This window comes from Pseudomonas sp. FP2254 (assembly GCF_030687695.1).
GTDB classification, from domain to species: domain Bacteria; phylum Pseudomonadota; class Gammaproteobacteria; order Pseudomonadales; family Pseudomonadaceae; genus Aquipseudomonas; species Aquipseudomonas quebecensis.
This window is the reverse complement of record NZ_CP117444.1, coordinates 3,174,728-3,190,767: the sequence shown is the minus strand read 5'-3', so window position 1 is coordinate 3,190,767 and position 16,040 is coordinate 3,174,728. Positions and strand designations below refer to the sequence as shown.

Here is a 16,040-nt window from a genome sequence, read left to right as displayed (position 1 = left end):
CAGCAGCGCAGGTATCGACTGACCGAGCGCCTTCCACCGGGTTTGTGTCACGAAAAAATGCCTAGGGGATCTGCTCTTCAGTGCGCAGTTGCACACTCATTTCATCGCAACTGCGTGCCCAGTCCTGCAGCCACTGCGGCATGGGCGGCGAAGCTTCGTCCAGTCCCAGTTCCCGGACAAACTCGCTTGGCGGCAAGGTGCCCTTGGCCGAGCGGAACAGCCCGCGCATGACCACCACTCCAACCACGCGGTCGCGACTGACGAAACGATGTTCCATCAGGCTCCACTTAGCGTCCCAGCCGAGCATGCGGGTGTGCACTTCGAAGGCTTCGAACAGCTTTAATTCACGGCGGAATTTACCCCAGGTATCACCCACGATCGGCAGCGCTTTGTGCCGCAGTGCGACGCGAAACGCCCCGGTGCGCAGCACGAAATCCATGCGCGCCACGTCCGCCAGGGAAAAGTAGCGGCCATTAGTGACATGCCGGTTGATGTCCAGGTCCAGGGGCCATACGCGCATACGCACCACCGTAGTGGCCAGGCCATGGGCAGGTTTGCGCCAGGGACGACGGCACAGCAGATACAGCAAGCGAAACCACAGATTCATCAGCCCATCCGAGTCTTGATCAAAGGGTGGCACTTTAATGAGCGGGCGAGGGCTGGGGTAGGTCTGCAAATGACTGATTTCAGGCAAACCGTGCGATTGGGTGAATCGGCGCTATTACACGCGAAAAAAAACCGGCTGATCAGGCCGGTTTGGGGTACCTCGCAAACAGCGAGGGGTCAAGCATGGTTGTCCAGCAGACGATCCGCACCGCCTTCAGCCAGGCCGCGTTCCTGCAGACGATCCGCACCGCCTTCAGCCAGGCCGCGTTCCTGCAGACGATCCGCACCGCCTTCAGCCAGGCCGCGCTCCTGCAGACGATCCGCACCGCCTTCAGCCAGGCCGCGTTCCTGCAGACGATCCGCACCGCCTTCAGCCAGGCCGCGCTCCTGCAGACGATCCGCACCGCCTTCAGCCAGGCCACGTTCCAGCAGACGATCCGCACCGCCTTCAGCCAGACCGCGTTCCTGCAGACGGTCCGCGCCACCTTCGGCAACACGTGTTTCGATCAGACGATCCGCGCCGCCTTCGGCCACGACGGGGTGAGCAAAAGCGCTGGTAGCGAGTACCGAGAAAGCGAGGCTAAGCAGGAGTTGGCGTTTCATGAGTGTGTGCTCCGAGTCATTAAGTTGGGGTGTTGCCGGGTATGGGTTGAATGTTACGCCTTGCATTTTTGAAGAGAACTTCATTGGGCTGATGGTGACTATCGACGCCAGCGATGGCCCGTTGTCCGGGTCACCGCACGGTCGGTCATGGCATCTGCGGTAAGTCATGCGGGCGCAGGTCGAACACCAGCACCTCGGCGTCCTCGCCCTGGCTGAGGCGAATCTGACGTTCATCCCGCACGCGGGCACCGTCGCCTTCCTGCAAGCGTTGGCCATTGATTTGCACGCTGCCCCGGGCGACATGAATGTACGCATGGCGGTCTGGCGGCAGATCGAGGGTGGCGGTTTCATCGCCGTTGAACAGCCCGGCATACACCCGCGCGTCCTGGCGCACGCTCAAGGAGCCGTCGGTGCCGTCCGGCGAGATGATCAACTGCAGACGCCCACGTTTCTGCGCTTCGCTGAAGTGCTCCTGCTGATAGCGCGGCTCGGCGCCGGCCACCGAGGGCACGATCCAGATTTGCAGGAAGTGCACGCCACGGGTTTGGCTATGGTTGAACTCGCTGTGGGCCACGCCGCGGCCGGCACTCATCAGTTGCACATCGCCGGGGCGGATCACCGAACCGGTGCCCAGGGTGTCCTTGTGTTCCAGAGCACCTTCCAGCACGTAGGAGAAAATCTCCATGTCGCGGTGCGGGTGCTGGCCGAAGCCTTTGCCGGCGGCGACGCGGTCATCGTTGATGACCAGCAGGTCGGAAAAGCCCTGCTCGGCGGGGTTCCAGTAGTTGGCGAACGAGAAGGTATGGAACGACTTCAACCAACCGTGATTGGCGGCGCCGCGTTCGGAAGCTTTGCGAAGGGTCAGCATGGTCTTGTCCTCAAGTAAGCGCGGGCTGCGACATGCAGGGCGCTGGCGTTGAGAAGAAGGTTACTGGTTGCCGTAGAATTCATTAAGAAGATCAAAACTGAATAACTGTCCACTTGTGGTTGACAGTCGCCGGCGTGCCATAATGGCCGCCGCATTTCCTTCTCTGGAGCTTTCGCTGTATGAAAACCGTGGCCATGGCGCTGTTCCCGGACTTCCTTCTGCTCGACATGGCCGGTCCGCTCGAAGTGTTTTCCATTGCCAACCGCTACCTGCCGCCCGCGCAGCATTATCGGATCCTTACCCTGGGCACCGAGCCCGGCCCGTTGCGCGCCTCCAATGGCGTGATGGTGCAGGCCGACCTGTTGCTGGAGCAGGCCGACGATGCCTACGACCTGCTGCTGGTGCCCGGTGGGCCGGGGGCCTACAACGAGTGCCATCCGGCGTTGCTGCCGTGGCTCAGGGCGGCGGTGCCACGGGCGCGACGCTACGGCTCGATCTGCACGGGTGCCTTTGTGCTGGGGTACGCCGGGCTGTTGGGCGGCCATCGCGTGACCACCCACTGGCACTACACCGAGCGATTGATCAAGGCCTTTCCCGAGGCCATCGTCGAGACCGATCGCATCTACTTGCAGGATGGTCGCCTGATCACCTCCGGCGGGGTCACGGCGGGGATCGACCTGGCGCTGTCGGTGGTCGCCCAGGACCATGGCAAACAGGTCGCGGTGGAAGTGGCCAAAGTGCTGCTGGTGGTGATGAAGCGCCAGGGCGGCCAGGCCCAGTTCAGCCCCATGACCTCAGCCGTGGCGCCTCAGGAAACCCCGATCACCCGCGTGCAGAACCATGTCCTGGCGCACCTGGAGCAGTCTTTCACCATCGAATCCATGGCCGCGCTGGCCGGTATGAGCGCACGCCACTTTGCACGGCTGTTCGCCAAGGACGTGCAGATGACGCCCATGGCTTTTCTGCAGGGTGCGCGCATCGACCGCGCCCGGCATCTGCTGGAAACCACCGAGCTGCCGCTCAAGACCGTGGCGTTCCACGCCGGGTTCGGCAGCGTGCGGCATATGCGCTTTCTCTTCAGTGAAAAACTCGGCCTGACCCCGACCCAATACCGACAACAGTTCAGTTAACGACAGCGTGTCCGTCTGGCGCACCGGATTGTCCGTATCGCTCCCTGTGCCAGCATTGTCCCGTCATGGCCAGCTGGCAAGATAGCGCCAGGCCCACGGAAAAGGATGCGCGAACGCCCAAGACCGGGTGTTCCAGCGCGATGACGAGACATGAACAACCTTCAGTCGATGGACGCTGATGGCACGCTGCGCTTCGGTGCTTATGTCTTCCACCGTCAGCAACGCCTGGTCAGCAAGGCGGGTTGGCCCGTGCCCCTGGGCGGGCGGGCGCTGGATATTCTTGCAGTGCTGCTCGAGGCACCAGGGCAATTCGTCGATAAGGCGACCTTGATCGAGCGCGTCTGGCCGTGCAGCGTGGTGGAAGAAAACAACCTGCGCGTGCACATCGCCGCCTTGCGCCGTGCCTTCGATGGGCAGCGCTACATCCTCAATGATCCTCAACGCGGCTACTGCTTTGCGGCCGTGGTACAGGGTGCGCCGCTGCTGGCTGCGGCGCCGCGGCACAACCTCGGCGCCCGACTCAGCCCGGTGATCGGGCGCGACGAGCTGCTGGGCATGCTGGCCCGACGCTTGTCCGGGCAGCGCCTGATCACCCTCAGCGGGTACGCCGGCGTGGGCAAGAGCACCTTGGCCCTGGCGCTGGCCGAACGCGTCCTGCCGCGCTACCGCGATGGAGTGTGGTGGGTGGACCTGGCCACGGTGAAGGCGCCGAGGGCAATGTTCGAGCAAGTGGCGGCGGTGTTGCAGCTGCAACCCCCAGGCACGCCCGACGAGCTGGCGCGTCAATTGGCGTCGCGTCAGTTGCTGCTGGTGCTCGATGGCGCCGACCTGCTGCTGAGCGCTTGCCGCCAGTGGCTGCGAGCAATACGCGCGTACGCGCCACGGGTCAGCGTCCTGATCAGCAGCCGTGAACCGTTGCACCTGCCCGGCGAATGGGTGCAGCAGGTGCCGCGCCTGGCGGTGCCGGCGCCGGCCGCGCTGGGCAGTGTCGAACAGGCGCTGGCCTGCCCGGCGGTGCAGTTGTTCGTGGCGCGCGCACGCGCCGGTCAGCAAGGCTTTGTGTTGCGCCTCCAGGATCTGGCGCCGTTGCGCGATATCGTATGGCGCCTTGACGGCCTGCCTTTGGCGCTGGAACTGGCGGCGGCGCAGGTGGACGCCCTGGGCATGCGTGGTGTGCAGGCGCAACTGCGCAAAGGCCTGCAGGTATTGACCCGAGGGCGCCGCACCGCAGTGGAACGTCACCGGTCCCTCATGGCCGCACTCGATTGGACCTATGAGCGCCTGAGCCTGCCGGAACGCTGGTTGTTCCTGCAATTGGGCCTGTTCAAACAGGCGGTGGACCTGCCGACATTGAGCGCGCTGGTCACCGGCACCGAACTGGAACATGCCGACCTGTCATACGTGCTGGCGCGCCTGGTGAATGTCTCGCTGCTCAGCGTCCAGCCCGGCCCAGGCGCCCGTCGCTATCGCCTGCTTAACTGCCTGCGCAGCTACGCCTTGGCGCAATTGCGCGACCCGCGCCAGGTGGAGCGCCTGCAGCACGGCTACACGCATTACCTGGGAACGTTCTCAGGCCGGCCGTTTGTCCTGCAGCTGGTCGAACAGGCGGCGAGCGTCGACTAGATCCGCCGTGGCGAAACCTTCGCTGAAACGCTCATACACGGCCTTGAGCATGTCCCGTGCAGCATCCGCGCGGCCCTGGCCCTGCCATATCCGCGCCAATGACACAGCGCTGCGCAGCTCCCAGGCCAGCGCACCTTGGCGCCGCGCCAGCTCGATCGCCTCCTGCAGCAGGGTTTCGGCGGCCAGCGTGTCGCCCTGGCGCAGCCGTTGTTCGGCGCTCACTCGCAGAATCTCCGGCGCACACCAGCCTGCGGCACCGCTGCGGGCGCGGGCCTCGCCGTGCTCATCGACGTCGCTGGCGCCCAGGGTGATCAGGATGTCATCGATCAATCCCAGGCCCTGCAGGTCGTTGCCGGTCAGGATCCCCGCGTAATGCGCGGCCCAGGTCTGGAACAGCTGCACGCCATGCTTGTGCGACTGCTCCAGCAGCAGCGCCTGCAGCGACTGCGCCGCTGCCTGGTCGCCGTTATAGCGGGCAATTACCACGCCCGCCAGGGCCAGGGTGTAGCAGATCGAGGTGCCGTGGTTGATTTGCTGTGCCAGCTCCAAGGCCTGGCGGGCGGTGCGCCAGGCGCGTTCGGCATGGCCTTGCAGCCACAGGATGCGCGCCAGCACGGTCAGCGAGGCGACACACTGGTCGTATTGCACACCAATGCCGTGGGCGAACCGGTTCAAGTGGCCGCTGTGGGCCATGCGCTGGAGCACCTGCTCGGCATTCTGGCGGGCCAGAATCTGGTTGCCCGTGTAGTGCTGCGCCAACACTTGCAGGCGTTGATTGCTCACGCCCAGCAAGGGGTCGGTGCGCGGGTCCAGGCGGTCGAACTGCTGGCTCTGCGCCAACGCTTCGCCATAGCGACCGCTACACAGATTCACCGCCAAATGCCCGGAGATCGCACGCAACTGCCCGCCCAGGTCCTGGCATTGCTCCGCCAGGCGCCTGGCATCGTCGAACGCCGCGCCGCTCTGAAAGGCGCCGCCCACGGCATGGTATGACAGGCTGCCGAGGGCCAGTTGCAGCTGCATGGCCAACTGCGGGCAGGGCACATCGGTATTGGCCATCAGGTCCAGGGCCTTGCCCACGTACAAACCGTGTTCGCGCAGCAGTGACAACTCCTGCCACAGCGGCATCGTGCTGACGGTCAGGCGGATGGCCAGCGCGTGCGCGCCTTCCTCGCCCAGGCCCCAATCGAGCGCGGCGCGGATATCTTCGCGCAGCGGTGCGTAGCGATCGATCCACGGCTGCGTGGCCAACGATGACCAATCGGCCTGCGCCTGTTCCATCAGCGCCAGGCAGCGCTCGGCGTGGCGCTCGCGGGTCGCGTCGAGTTCCTGGGCGAGGCTGAGTTTTTCCAGGGCGTAGGCGCGCGTGATATCCAGCAGGCGATAGACCATGTCGTCATCGCCGGGCTCGACGTTCAGCAGCGATTTGCCCACCAGCTGGGTGATCGCGCCGGGCACCTGCGCCGCCGAAAGCGCTTGGCCGGCGATGACTGCTGTGGCGCTGGCCAAACTGAAGCCATCGCGAAACACCGCCAGACGGCGCAGGCAGATCTGCTCGTCGGCGCCCAGCAGGTTGAAGCTCCAGTCCAGCGTGGCGCGCAGGGTGTGATGGCGGGGCAGGGCGTTGTCCCGGCCACGGTTGAGCAGGCCGGGATTGTCGTCCAGTTGCGTCAGCAGTCCCGGCAGGCCGAAGCGCTCGATCTGCGCCGCTACCAGTTCGATGGCCAGGGGAATACCGTCGAGGCGTTGGCAGATATCGATCGCCAGGGGCAGCTCGGTTTCGCTGAGTTCAAAGTGCTCCTGATGCGCCATGGCCCGTTCGATCAGCAGTTGCAGGGCCGGGTAGCCAAGGGCCTGGGCGCGGTTGACGCTGGCGGGTGGGCAGGCCAGCGGGTCCAGGCGCTGCACGTACTCACCCTCGGCGCGCAGCGCTTCGCGGCTGGTGGCCAGAATGTGCACGTGAGGGGCGTGGCGCAGCAGGGTTTCGCTGATCAGCGCGATGTCGTCCAGCAGGTGCTCGCAGTTGTCGATCACCAACAGCAGCTGACGCTCCTGCAGGCTGCGCGCGAAGGTCACCAGCGGCCCGTGTGCGGCCGGTGCGAGGTCGAGCAGGGCGGCGAGGTTGGGCAGAATCAGCGACGGTGTGCTCAGGGGCGCCAGGTCCAGCAGGTGAATCCCGTCGCGGTAATGGCCGATCAGCAATTCCGCCACGCGCAGCGCCACGGTGGTCTTGCCGATGCCGCCGGCGCCGGTCAGGGTGACAAAGCGTTGTGCGGGCAACTGCTGCACCAGGCTGTCGATCAGCGCATGGCGCCCGATCATGCGAGTGCGGCGCAGGGGCAGGTTGTGGCATGGACGCTGGGGAACACCATCGCTGGGCAGGCTCATCGGTTCAATGCTCAGTGGCGCAACAAAACTGTAGCCGCGCTGGGCCACCGTGACGATATAACGCTGCCCGGCCTGGCCATCGCCCAATGCCTTGCGCAGCGCCGCCATGTGCACCCGCAGGTTGCCGTCTTCCACCACGCTTTTAGGCCAGACCCGCGCGATCAGTTCCTGCTTGCTCACCACATTGCCGGCCTGCTCCAGCAGGATCAGCAGAATATCCACCGCCCGCCGGCCCAGGCGCAGGGGGCGATCGGCCTCCAGCACCAGGCGTTGGCGTGGGTGGACGCGGTAGGGGCCGAACTGCACGGCCTGATCACGAAGGTCACTCATGGGTGGCCATGCTCTGGGAACGGTAGGCGGCCAGCATAGGCCAGGCGCGTGCATACCACTAGGCGGCGATCACCTGCGACTTGTGACGCAGTTGGTGATTTCGCCAGGTCATCGGGTTGACCCCTTCGCTGCGGGTGAACATATGGCAGAAGTGCGCCTGGTCGCAGAACCCGCACTCCAGGCTGATTTGCGTCAGGCTCAGGGAAGACGAAATGATCAGCTCTTTGGCGCGCTGGATGCGTTGTTGACGAATCCATTCCTGGGGCGACAATCCGGTGGTGCATTTGAACGCCCGGGAGAAATGGCTGCGCGACAGCGCGCAGGCCTGGGCCAGGTCGGCGATGGTCAGGCTTTCGCCCAGGTTGGCCAGGATCAGTTGTTTGGCGATACGTTCGCGCCGGGGGCAGAGGCCGCCGGTGGCGGGCAGGCGGGGCGCACAGTACTCAAGTCGGGCCATGACAGTTATCCGCAGTCGATGGGAACGTTCCCGGTGAATGGATGCAGTGTAGACCGCTGCATTCTTGGCGCCGGAGCCTGTGCCTGACGAGTTAATCGTTGTTAATTTTGCCAGGTTCGGCCGCCTGGATCGGCGAAAAAGACAGCACAGGCATGCAACCCGCAACATGCTGAATGTGCTTAGCTGGCGGCCTGATAACCGTCTGGATAGCGCCATGAACCGCAATGACCTGCGCCGCGTCGACATGAACCTGCTGGTGATTTTCGAAGCCTTGATGTTCGAGAAGAACCTGACCCGGGTCGCCGAAAAACTGTTTATGGGGCAACCGGCGGTAAGCGCGGCGCTGGGGCGTCTGCGCGACCTGTTCGACGATCCGCTGCTGCTGCGCAATGGGCGGGGCATGGAGCCTACGCCACGGGCGGTGGCGATCCTCAAGGAGCTGCAACCGGCCATGGACACCATTTCCGGAGCGGTCAGCCGCGCCAAGGATTTCGACCCTTCCACCAGCTGCGCGGTATTTCGCATCGGCCTGTCCGACGACGCCGAATTCGGCCTGTTCCCGCCCTTGCTCAGCCAACTGCGCGAAGAAGCACCGGGGATTATCGTGGTGGTACGTCGGGCCAATTACCTGCTGATGTCATCGTTGCTGGCCAGTGGCGAGATCTCGGTGGGCGTCAGCTACACCACCGAACTGCCGGCGAATGCCAAGCGCAGGAAGCTGCGGGATATCCCGTGCAAGGTCCTGCGCGGTGACGACGGCGCAGCGCCGCTGAGCCTGGATGACTATTGCGAGCGGCCCCATGCGATGGTGTCGTTTTCCGGGGACTTGAGCGGCAATATCGACCTGGACCTGGCGCGCATCGGTCGGGCGCGGCGAGTGGTGCTGGCGGTGCCGCAGTTCAGTGGCCTGCGAGCCTTGCTGGCCGGCACGCAGATCATCGCCACCGTGCCGGACTACGCGGCATGCGCGCTGACCGAGGGCACGTCATTGCGCGCCGAAGACCCGCCGTTCGAGATTGATGCGGCAGAGTTATCGATGGTGTGGAGCGGGGTCCATGACAACGACCCGGCGGAGCGCTGGTTGCGCGCGCGGATTGCCGAGCATATGGCGCGCAAAGTGTGAAATCGGCGCTAGGTCGTAGTCGCAAAAAGAGCTGAGGGAGCCCGATTCAATCGAGCTCCCCGCGCCGCCCTGGCAAAGAGGTGACTGTCAGTGGGATGCCAGTCGGATCTGGGCCTTGGCTTCTTTCACCACATGCTCAACCGTGAATCCGAACTTCGCCTGGAGTTTGCTCAGCGGTGCCGACGCACCAAAACTGTTCATCACCACCTTGGCGCCCGTCTGGCCCACATACCGATCCCAGCCCAAGGGGCCGGCCTGTTCGACTACCACTCGGGCGGTCAGCGCCGGCGGCAGCACGCTGTCGCGGTAGGCCTGGTCCTGATCCTCGAACAGCTCCCAGCTGGGCATGGACACCACTCGCGCGCCGATCCCGTCAGCCTTGAGCTGTTCATAGGCCGCCACGGCCAGGCTGACCTCACTGCCCGTCGCGATCAGGATGACTTCAGGCGCGTCAGCGCCTGCCAACACATAGGCGCCCCTGGCGGCACCGCAAGCCGGCGCGTACAGCGTGCGGTCCAGCGTCGGCAGCGGTTGGCGTGACAGCACCATGCAGCTTGGCCGATGGGTCTGGGCCAGGGCGACCTTCCACAGTTCCAGGGTTTCATTGGCGTCGCCAGGCCGCAGGGTGAGCAATCCGGGGGTGGCGCGCAGTTGGGTCAGGTGCTCGATGGGTTGGTGTGTCGGTCCGTCTTCGCCGACGCCAATCGAGTCGTGGGTAAACACGAACACCACCGGCAATTCCATGATTGCCGCAAGGCGGATCGGCGGTTTCATGTAGTCGCTGAACACCAGGAACGTCGAGGTGTACGGCCGCAGGTAGGACAATGCCAAACCATTGGCAATCGCGCCCATGGCATGTTCGCGGATGCCGAAGTGCAGGTTGCGACCACTGTAGTCGTCGGCGCTGAAACGCCCGGCACCGTCGAACGTCAGGTTGGTTTTGGTCGACGGCGACAAGTCCGCCGAGCCACCGAGCAACCACGGGATCTGCTGGGCGAAGGCGTTCAGCACCTCACCACCGGAGGCGCGGCTGGCGACGCCTTTGGCATCCGCTGCAAAGCTGGGCAATTGTGTCTGCCAATGCTCGGGCATCAAGCCTGCGCGCATGCGGCGTAACTCATCGGCGCGCTGCGGGTCGAGGCCGGCCAACGCCTGGTTCCACGCTTGGAATAACGGCTCGGCGCGCTCGTACAGCGCATCGCGCAGGGCCGTGCGCGCGGCGTCGGGCACCAGGAAACTGGCATCCTGCGGCCAGCCGTACGCGGCCTTGGTCAGGCGTATTTCCTCGTCGCCCAACGGCTCGCCATGGGCGGCGGCGGTGTTGTGCTTGTGAGGCGAACCGTAGCCGATCACGCTGTCGACCACGATCAACGTGGGCGCGCCGGTATTGGTTTGGAATGTTTGCAGGGCGTGGCTCAACGCGGCCAGATCGTTGGCATCGGTGACGTGCAACGTGTGCCAGCCATAGGCCTGGAAGCGCTTGATCACATCCTCACTGAAAGCAAGCTCAGTGTGGCCTTCGATGCTGATGGTGTTGTTGTCGTAGATCCAGCACAGGTTATCCAGCTTCAAGTGCCCGGCCATGGACGCCGCTTCGCTGCTGATGCCTTCCATCATGTCGCCGTCGCCGCACAGGGTGTAGACGTTGTAGTCGAACACCACCTGGCCGTCGTGGTTGAAGCGCTCGGCCAGCCAGCGTTCGGCCATCGCCATGCCGACGCTGTTGGCGCACCCCTGGCCGAGCGGGCCGGTGGTGGTTTCCACACCGGTGGTCATGCGGTATTCCGGGTGGCCGGGCGTCTTGGAGTCCGCTTGGCGGAACTGCTTGATATCGTCCAGGCTGATCGCCGGCTCGCCGGTGCGTTGGCCATGAGCGTCGATCTCCACCACACCGGCCAGGTGCAGCAGCGAGTACAGCAGCATCGAGGCATGGCCCACCGACAACACAAAGCGGTCTCGGTTAGGCCAGTCGGGTTGCTCCGGGTGGTAGCGCAGAAACCGGCTCCACAACGTATACCCCACCGGCGCCAGGCCCATGGGCGTGCCGGGATGGCCGGAATTGGCCTTCTGCACGGCGTCCATCGCCAGGGTGCGAAGGGTGTTGATGCATTGGGTGTCGACAGCAGTGGCTGGGTGAGTCATGAACCGGTCTCCCTCGGTGTGCGATCTGCAGTGGAGGGCAGGACTGCGCAAAAGGTTTGATCTCATCTCTCCTGCCGCGACGAACGGGGCGAGATTGATCCTGGACATGACAAGACCCCGGTCAATGGTCTAGCTTCAAGGGCGTCAGCCATTGATCAACATGCGGAGGTACGCCATGCCAGTGAAACACGACCTGTATCAGGATTTGGGGTTGAGCAAGGAAGCCGTTCACGAACGCAGGGCAAGCGATAAACGTCTGGACTCGCTGCTCAGCCAATACGACGCCGCCGATGCGGACGTAGTGAAGGCCGAAGGAGCAAGTGCCAGCGATGAGGACGTGGAAAAACTGAAGAAAAAACGCTTATTGGTGAAAGACAAGATCGTGGCGCAATTGGGCTGAGCACAACCTGGGAGCGAGTAAGCTCGCTCCCACTCAAAGGGCAGTTTTATCCAGGACCGCATGAACGGCAGCGTTCAGGCCAACAACACCCGCAAACACTCCTCCATCGATCGCTGTTGCGTCTCTGCATACAACTTCAATTCATCAAGGGTCGGGCTGCCCAGGGCCTGCTCGAACTCGGCCTGGTTCGAGTTGGCCGCGTAGTGACTTTGCGCAGCGTCCCCCAGGTTCGACTGGAAGATTCCGGCTGCGCTCACTGGCAGGAAGTCCTCATAGACCAATGGTTCTACATCGATGTGTCCTGCGTCGATCAGCGCCGGCAGGGTGCGGGGTTGGTCGGCCTGGCCGCGGGCTGCCATGCCTGTGTGCGTGGCGAAGTAGCGAAAGTACGCCAGGCCCTGTTCGCGCATGTGCGTGTAGTTATCGGGGAACGCCTGGAAGTGCTGCGCCATCAACTGCGTGTAGCGCGCGGCGTTGCTCTCGTTGGGGAAGGCGCCCAACTCATCACGGGCGGCATTCAGCAGGCGGTCATACAGCGCGCGGCCCTTGGGCGTGAGTGCGACGCCGCGGTGTTCGATTTCGCCGAAACGTGCGCTGTGGCTGCCTTGGGCGTCGGTGAATGCGATGGGTTCGTCGAGGGCCTTGAAGCTGGTCTGGCGCAGCAGGATCGGACACTGGCGGCGGGGCGGGCCTTCGATCACGGCCTTGGGCGTGATGCCTTTACCGGGCATGGCGGCTTGTACTTGGTCGATGTCCAGGGTGCGCGGGGTGAGGTGGTTGATATGCGGGCCCTTGAAGGCCACCACGTCGGCGATCAGGCGATGCTGGTCGCTGAGTTGCCGGTATTGCGCGGCGGTAACCGTCGCGGTGTGGTGCCAGCGGAACGTTTCCAGGGCCTGGCGGATAAATTCATCGGCATCCGCTGCGTTGAGGCCGCCGTCTCGCTCCGCCTGCTCGATCAACGCCAGGGCGCCCTGGGTGAAGATCGAGCGTTTGGCCAGGGCGGTTTCGGCGAAGACGCGCAGTTCGGGGTTTTCGATCAGTTCCAGGCGCAGCAGCGACGTGAATACGCGAAACGGGCTGGCTTGCAGCGCGCTTTCATGCACCGCGCGGAACGCGGTGGAATGCACCGGTACGCCCGCCGGGGTCAGGTCGTAATAGCCCACCGGCTGCATGCCCATGACCGCGAACAAACGGCGGATGGTGGCCAGCTCGGCGGCCGTGCCCAGGCGAATGGCGCCATGACGTTCCATGTCCAGGCGCTGGATTTCGCCGGTGCGATGCAGCTGTTGCGCCAGTACCGGGTCGGCCTCAAGCGCCTGCGCGTTGACCTGCGCCACCAGTTCCATCAGCGCGCCATACAGCGGGACTTCCTCGCGGTACATCTCGGACATGGCCTTGGAAAAGCCCTTGCGAATCTCGTCTGGGCTGACAGGTGCGCTGGCTGGCATAGAAAAATTCCTGATGACAATGGAAGAGGGCGTGAGCGTCGGCTGGATTTTGTTGAGCCCTGGGGCGGCTTGCAAACGAAGAATCCTCTGGACTTCATTCTGCAAACGAATGAGTCAAGGTAAAACCGAGTTCATGTGCATTGATACGCGCAGGGGTTCTACACTGGCCGCCACCCATTGCCTGATGGAGGATTGGATGAGCGCGTCTATTCTGCAAACGATCGAGGGCCGGCGCCTGCTTGGTGAGTGCGCCGACGCCTGGCGCGCGTGGGGGCCCTATCTGAGCGAACGCCAGTGGGGCACGGTGCGCGAGGACTACAGCGCCGACGGCGATGCCTGGCGCTACTTTCCCCACGATCACGCGCGCAGCCGTGCCTATCGCTGGGGCGAGGATGGCCTGGCCGGTTTCAGCGACAAGGCGCAACACTGGTGCCTGGGCCTGGCGCTGTGGAACGAGCGCGACGCGATCATCAAGGAGCGTCTGTTCGGCCTGAACAACGCCGAGGGCAACCACGGGGAGGACGTCAAGGAGCTGTACTTTTTCGTCGACGGCGTACCGAGCCATGCCTACATGCGCATGCTGTACAAGTACCCGCACGCCGCGTTCCCCTATGACGATCTGGTCGCCGAGAACGCCCGGCGCAGCTTGAGCGATGCCGAGTATGAAATCCTCGATACCGGGGTGTTCGAGGACAACCGTTATTGCGATGTCAGCGTCGAATACGCCAAGCACCAGCCCGACGATATTTTCATGCGTATCACCGTGCACAACCGCTCGCAGCAGCCCACGCGCCTGCAGGTGCTGCCGCAATTGTGGGCGCGCAATGACTGGAGCTGGACATTCGATGCACCCAAGCCACGGCTGAGCCTGGACGGCGAGCAGGTGTTGGCGCGTCATCCTGAGCTGGCGGATCGCCGTCTCAGCGCCTGGGGCCAGGACGGGCTGGAATGGGTGTTCTGTGAAAACGAGAGCAATGTCGTTCGGTTGAACGGGCAGGCAGCGCCGGGTCCGTTCAAAGATGGCATCAACGATTACCTGGTGGGCGGCGTTGATTCGGCGATTCGTCGCGATGCCGGCACCAAGGTCGCCGCGCGTTTCATCCTCGATCTGGCGGGGCTGGCCAGCCAGACCCTGTACGTGCGCTTCGCGCCGTTGGCAGCGCCCCAGGTCAATGCGCGCAAGCTGTTCGAGCAGCGTCGCCAGGAGGCAGATGATTTCTATACGGCGTTGCAACACGGCATCAGCGACGCGGACGCGCGCAATGTCCAGCGCCAGGCTCTGGCGGGGTTGCTGTGGTCCAAACAACTCTACTACTTCGACGTCAATCAATGGCTCGACGGCGATCCCACCCAGCCTGCGCCGCCTCGCGAGCGCCTGCATCTGCGCAATAGCCATTGGCGGCACCTGTCCAATTTCGACATCCTGACCATGCCCGACACCTGGGAATACCCGTGGTATGCCTCCTGGGACCAAGGGTTCCAGGCCGTTGCCATGGCGCTGATCGATCCGGGGTATGCCAAGCATCAGTTGTTGCTGCTGGTGAAAGATCGCTTCATGCACCCCAACGGCCAACTGCCAGCGTACGAATGGCGTTTCGACGACGCCAACCCGCCGGTGCACGCATGGGCCAGTTGGCGGGTGTATCAGCAGGACAAGGCGCTCACCGGTATCGGCGATTTGGATTTTCTTGAGCGTATCTTCCACAAGCTGCTGTTGAATTTTTCCTGGTGGGTCAACCGCAAGGACGCCGAGGGGCGCAACCTGTTCCAGGGCGGTTTCCTGGGCCTGGACAATATTGCGTTGTTCGATCGCTCGGCCGCGCTGCCGCCGGGCTATCAGCTCGATCAGGCCGACGGCACGGCGTGGGTGGCGGCGTATGCCCTGGACCTGATGCGTATCGCTCTGGAGTTGGCCAAGCGCAATGCCGTATATGTCGATATCGCGGTGAAGTTTTTCGAGCACTTCCTGTATATCGCGGGCGCCATTAACCGGGTCGACGACAGCGCCGAAGGCCTGTGGGACGAGCAGGACCTGTTCTTTTACGACGTACTGCACCGTCCCGACGGCCAGAACGAGCCGGTGCGCCTGCGCTCCATTGTCGGCCTGATGCCGCTGTTTGCCGTGCTGGTGCTGGAACAGCGCGAACACGAAGGGCTGGCGGGGTTGCGTGAACGGCTGTTGGGTTTCATGCATCACCGGCCGGACCTTGCCAAGCTGGTGTCGCGCTGGAACGAACCGGGCCAGGGCAATCGCCTGCTACTCGCGCTGTTGCGTGGCGAGCGTACGAAGGATTTGCTGCGGCGGATGCTCGATGCCGACGAATTCCTCTCGGCCTTTGGCGTGCGCTCCCTGTCCAAGGCGTTCGCCGAGCAGCCACTGGCGCTGAAGATGAATGGCGATACCCTGTGCGCCCGTTACCAGCCGGGTGAATCCGACTCGCGCCTGTACGGCGGCAATTCCAACTGGCGCGGGCCATTGTGGATGCCGGTGAACTACATGCTGATCGAATCGTTGCGCGAATTTCAGCGTTACTACGCGGATAATTTCTCGGTGGAGTACCCGGTGGGCAGCGGCTACCTGGCGTCGCTGGGGGAAGTGGCCGACAGCCTCAGCCAGCGGATGACCCGCCTGTTTCTGCGGGATGAAAACGGTTCACGACCGTCGATGGCAGGGTATGCACAATTGGAGGCAGACCCGGCCAGTCGTGACCTGGTGTTGTTCCATGAGTATTTCCATGGCGAGACGGGGAGGGGGTTGGGAGCTTCACACCAAACGGGTTGGAGTGCGCTGGTGGCGTTGTTGCTGCAGTCCCAATGTGGGAGGGGGCTTGCCCCCGATAGCGGTGGATCAGTCAACTGATGAAGCGACTGACAACCCGCCATCGGGAGCAAGCCCCCCCACAGAGACTCAGGGTCGCC

Annotated in this window: 12 protein-coding genes; 5 read left to right on the top strand and 7 right to left on the bottom strand. The window is 63.8% G+C overall.

The features are described 5' to 3' along the window. Window positions 1-61: 61 nt before the first annotated feature. The 3 genes from PSH94_RS14520 to PSH94_RS14510 form a co-directional block, all read right to left on the bottom strand. Window positions 62-607 carry a thioesterase family protein gene (locus PSH94_RS14520; protein WP_305434965.1) on the bottom strand — a complete coding sequence of 182 codons (546 nt, stop codon included), beginning with the start codon at window positions 605-607 and terminating at the stop codon, window positions 62-64. 176 nt (window positions 608-783) lie between these two features. Next, window positions 784-1,209 carry a hypothetical protein gene (locus PSH94_RS14515; RefSeq protein ID WP_305434964.1) on the bottom strand — a complete coding sequence of 142 codons (426 nt, stop codon included), beginning with the start codon at window positions 1,207-1,209 and terminating at the stop codon, window positions 784-786. 145 nt (window positions 1,210-1,354) lie between these two features. Continuing rightward, on the bottom strand, window positions 1,355-2,077 hold the full coding sequence (locus PSH94_RS14510) for a pirin family protein (RefSeq protein WP_253508082.1): 723 nt from the start codon (window positions 2,075-2,077) through the stop codon (window positions 1,355-1,357). 179 nt (window positions 2,078-2,256) lie between these two features. On the opposite strand from PSH94_RS14510, the gene PSH94_RS14505 reads away from it, so the two are divergent. Continuing rightward, a complete protein-coding gene (locus tag PSH94_RS14505; protein ID WP_305434962.1) occupies window positions 2,257-3,207 on the top strand; it encodes a GlxA family transcriptional regulator in 951 nt (316 codons plus the stop codon). 150 nt (window positions 3,208-3,357) lie between these two features. Next, a complete protein-coding gene (locus PSH94_RS14500; protein ID WP_305434960.1) occupies window positions 3,358-4,830 on the top strand; it encodes a winged helix-turn-helix domain-containing protein in 1,473 nt (490 codons plus the stop codon). Here the strand turns inward: PSH94_RS14500 and PSH94_RS14495 are convergent. Together PSH94_RS14495 and PSH94_RS14490 are read right to left on the bottom strand one after the other, a co-directional pair. After that, complete coding sequence (locus PSH94_RS14495) at window positions 4,777-7,548, bottom strand: winged helix-turn-helix domain-containing protein (RefSeq protein WP_305434959.1); 2,772 nt, start codon at window positions 7,546-7,548, stop codon at window positions 4,777-4,779. The genes PSH94_RS14500 and PSH94_RS14495 overlap by 54 nt on opposite strands. Before the next feature lie 58 nt (window positions 7,549-7,606). Further along, window positions 7,607-8,005, bottom strand: a complete 399-nt coding sequence (locus tag PSH94_RS14490; protein WP_305434957.1) for a helix-turn-helix domain-containing protein — start codon at window positions 8,003-8,005, stop codon at window positions 7,607-7,609. Between the two features lie 214 nt (window positions 8,006-8,219). On the opposite strand from PSH94_RS14490, the gene PSH94_RS14485 reads away from it, so the two are divergent. After that, on the top strand, window positions 8,220-9,128 hold the full coding sequence (locus tag PSH94_RS14485) for a LysR family transcriptional regulator (protein WP_181076858.1): 909 nt from the start codon (window positions 8,220-8,222) through the stop codon (window positions 9,126-9,128). An 87-nt stretch (window positions 9,129-9,215) separates the two neighbouring features. On the opposite strand, the gene tkt is transcribed toward PSH94_RS14485, so the two are convergent. Next, window positions 9,216-11,270 (bottom strand): transketolase, encoded by a 2,055-nt coding sequence (tkt, locus tag PSH94_RS14480; RefSeq protein ID WP_305434956.1) that lies wholly within the window; start codon window positions 11,268-11,270, stop codon window positions 9,216-9,218. 175 nt (window positions 11,271-11,445) lie between these two features. Between tkt and PSH94_RS14475 the strand changes: the two genes are divergently transcribed. Beyond that, complete coding sequence (locus PSH94_RS14475; protein ID WP_253508070.1) at window positions 11,446-11,670, top strand: DUF465 domain-containing protein; 225 nt, start codon at window positions 11,446-11,448, stop codon at window positions 11,668-11,670. A 74-nt stretch (window positions 11,671-11,744) separates the two neighbouring features. Here the strand turns inward: PSH94_RS14475 and PSH94_RS14470 are convergent, their stop codons facing one another. Next, the gene (locus PSH94_RS14470) at window positions 11,745-13,121 is read right to left on the bottom strand and encodes a VOC family protein (RefSeq protein WP_305434955.1); all 1,377 of its coding nucleotides are present in this window, start codon (window positions 13,119-13,121) and stop codon (window positions 11,745-11,747) included. Window positions 13,122-13,317: 196 nt separating this feature from the next. On the opposite strand from PSH94_RS14470, the gene PSH94_RS14465 reads away from it, so the two are divergent. Next, a complete protein-coding gene (locus PSH94_RS14465) occupies window positions 13,318-15,981 on the top strand; it encodes a glucosidase (RefSeq protein WP_305434954.1) in 2,664 nt (887 codons plus the stop codon). The last annotated feature ends 59 nt before the right edge of the window (window positions 15,982-16,040 follow it).

Excerpts from the sequence above, each read along its gene's own strand:
- PSH94_RS14510 (WP_253508082.1), bottom strand. The coding sequence starts at position 2,077 with ATGCTGACCCTTCGCAAAGCTTCCGAACGCGGCGCCGCCAATCACGGT.
- PSH94_RS14485 (WP_181076858.1), top strand. The coding sequence starts at position 8,220 with ATGAACCGCAATGACCTGCGCCGCGTCGACATGAACCTGCTGGTGATT.
- PSH94_RS14475 (WP_253508070.1), top strand. The coding sequence starts at position 11,446 with ATGCCAGTGAAACACGACCTGTATCAGGATTTGGGGTTGAGCAAGGAA.
- PSH94_RS14515 (WP_305434964.1), bottom strand. The coding sequence starts at position 1,209 with ATGAAACGCCAACTCCTGCTTAGCCTCGCTTTCTCGGTACTCGCTACC.
- PSH94_RS14520 (WP_305434965.1), bottom strand. The coding sequence starts at position 607 with ATGAATCTGTGGTTTCGCTTGCTGTATCTGCTGTGCCGTCGTCCCTGG.
- PSH94_RS14495 (WP_305434959.1), bottom strand. The coding sequence starts at position 7,548 with ATGAGTGACCTTCGTGATCAGGCCGTGCAGTTCGGCCCCTACCGCGTC.
- tkt (WP_305434956.1), bottom strand. The coding sequence starts at position 11,270 with ATGACTCACCCAGCCACTGCTGTCGACACCCAATGCATCAACACCCTT.
- PSH94_RS14505 (WP_305434962.1), top strand. The coding sequence starts at position 2,257 with ATGAAAACCGTGGCCATGGCGCTGTTCCCGGACTTCCTTCTGCTCGAC.
- PSH94_RS14490 (WP_305434957.1), bottom strand. The coding sequence starts at position 8,005 with ATGGCCCGACTTGAGTACTGTGCGCCCCGCCTGCCCGCCACCGGCGGC.
- PSH94_RS14470 (WP_305434955.1), bottom strand. The coding sequence starts at position 13,121 with ATGCCAGCCAGCGCACCTGTCAGCCCAGACGAGATTCGCAAGGGCTTT.
- PSH94_RS14500 (WP_305434960.1), top strand. The coding sequence starts at position 3,358 with ATGAACAACCTTCAGTCGATGGACGCTGATGGCACGCTGCGCTTCGGT.
- PSH94_RS14465 (WP_305434954.1), top strand. The coding sequence starts at position 13,318 with ATGAGCGCGTCTATTCTGCAAACGATCGAGGGCCGGCGCCTGCTTGGT.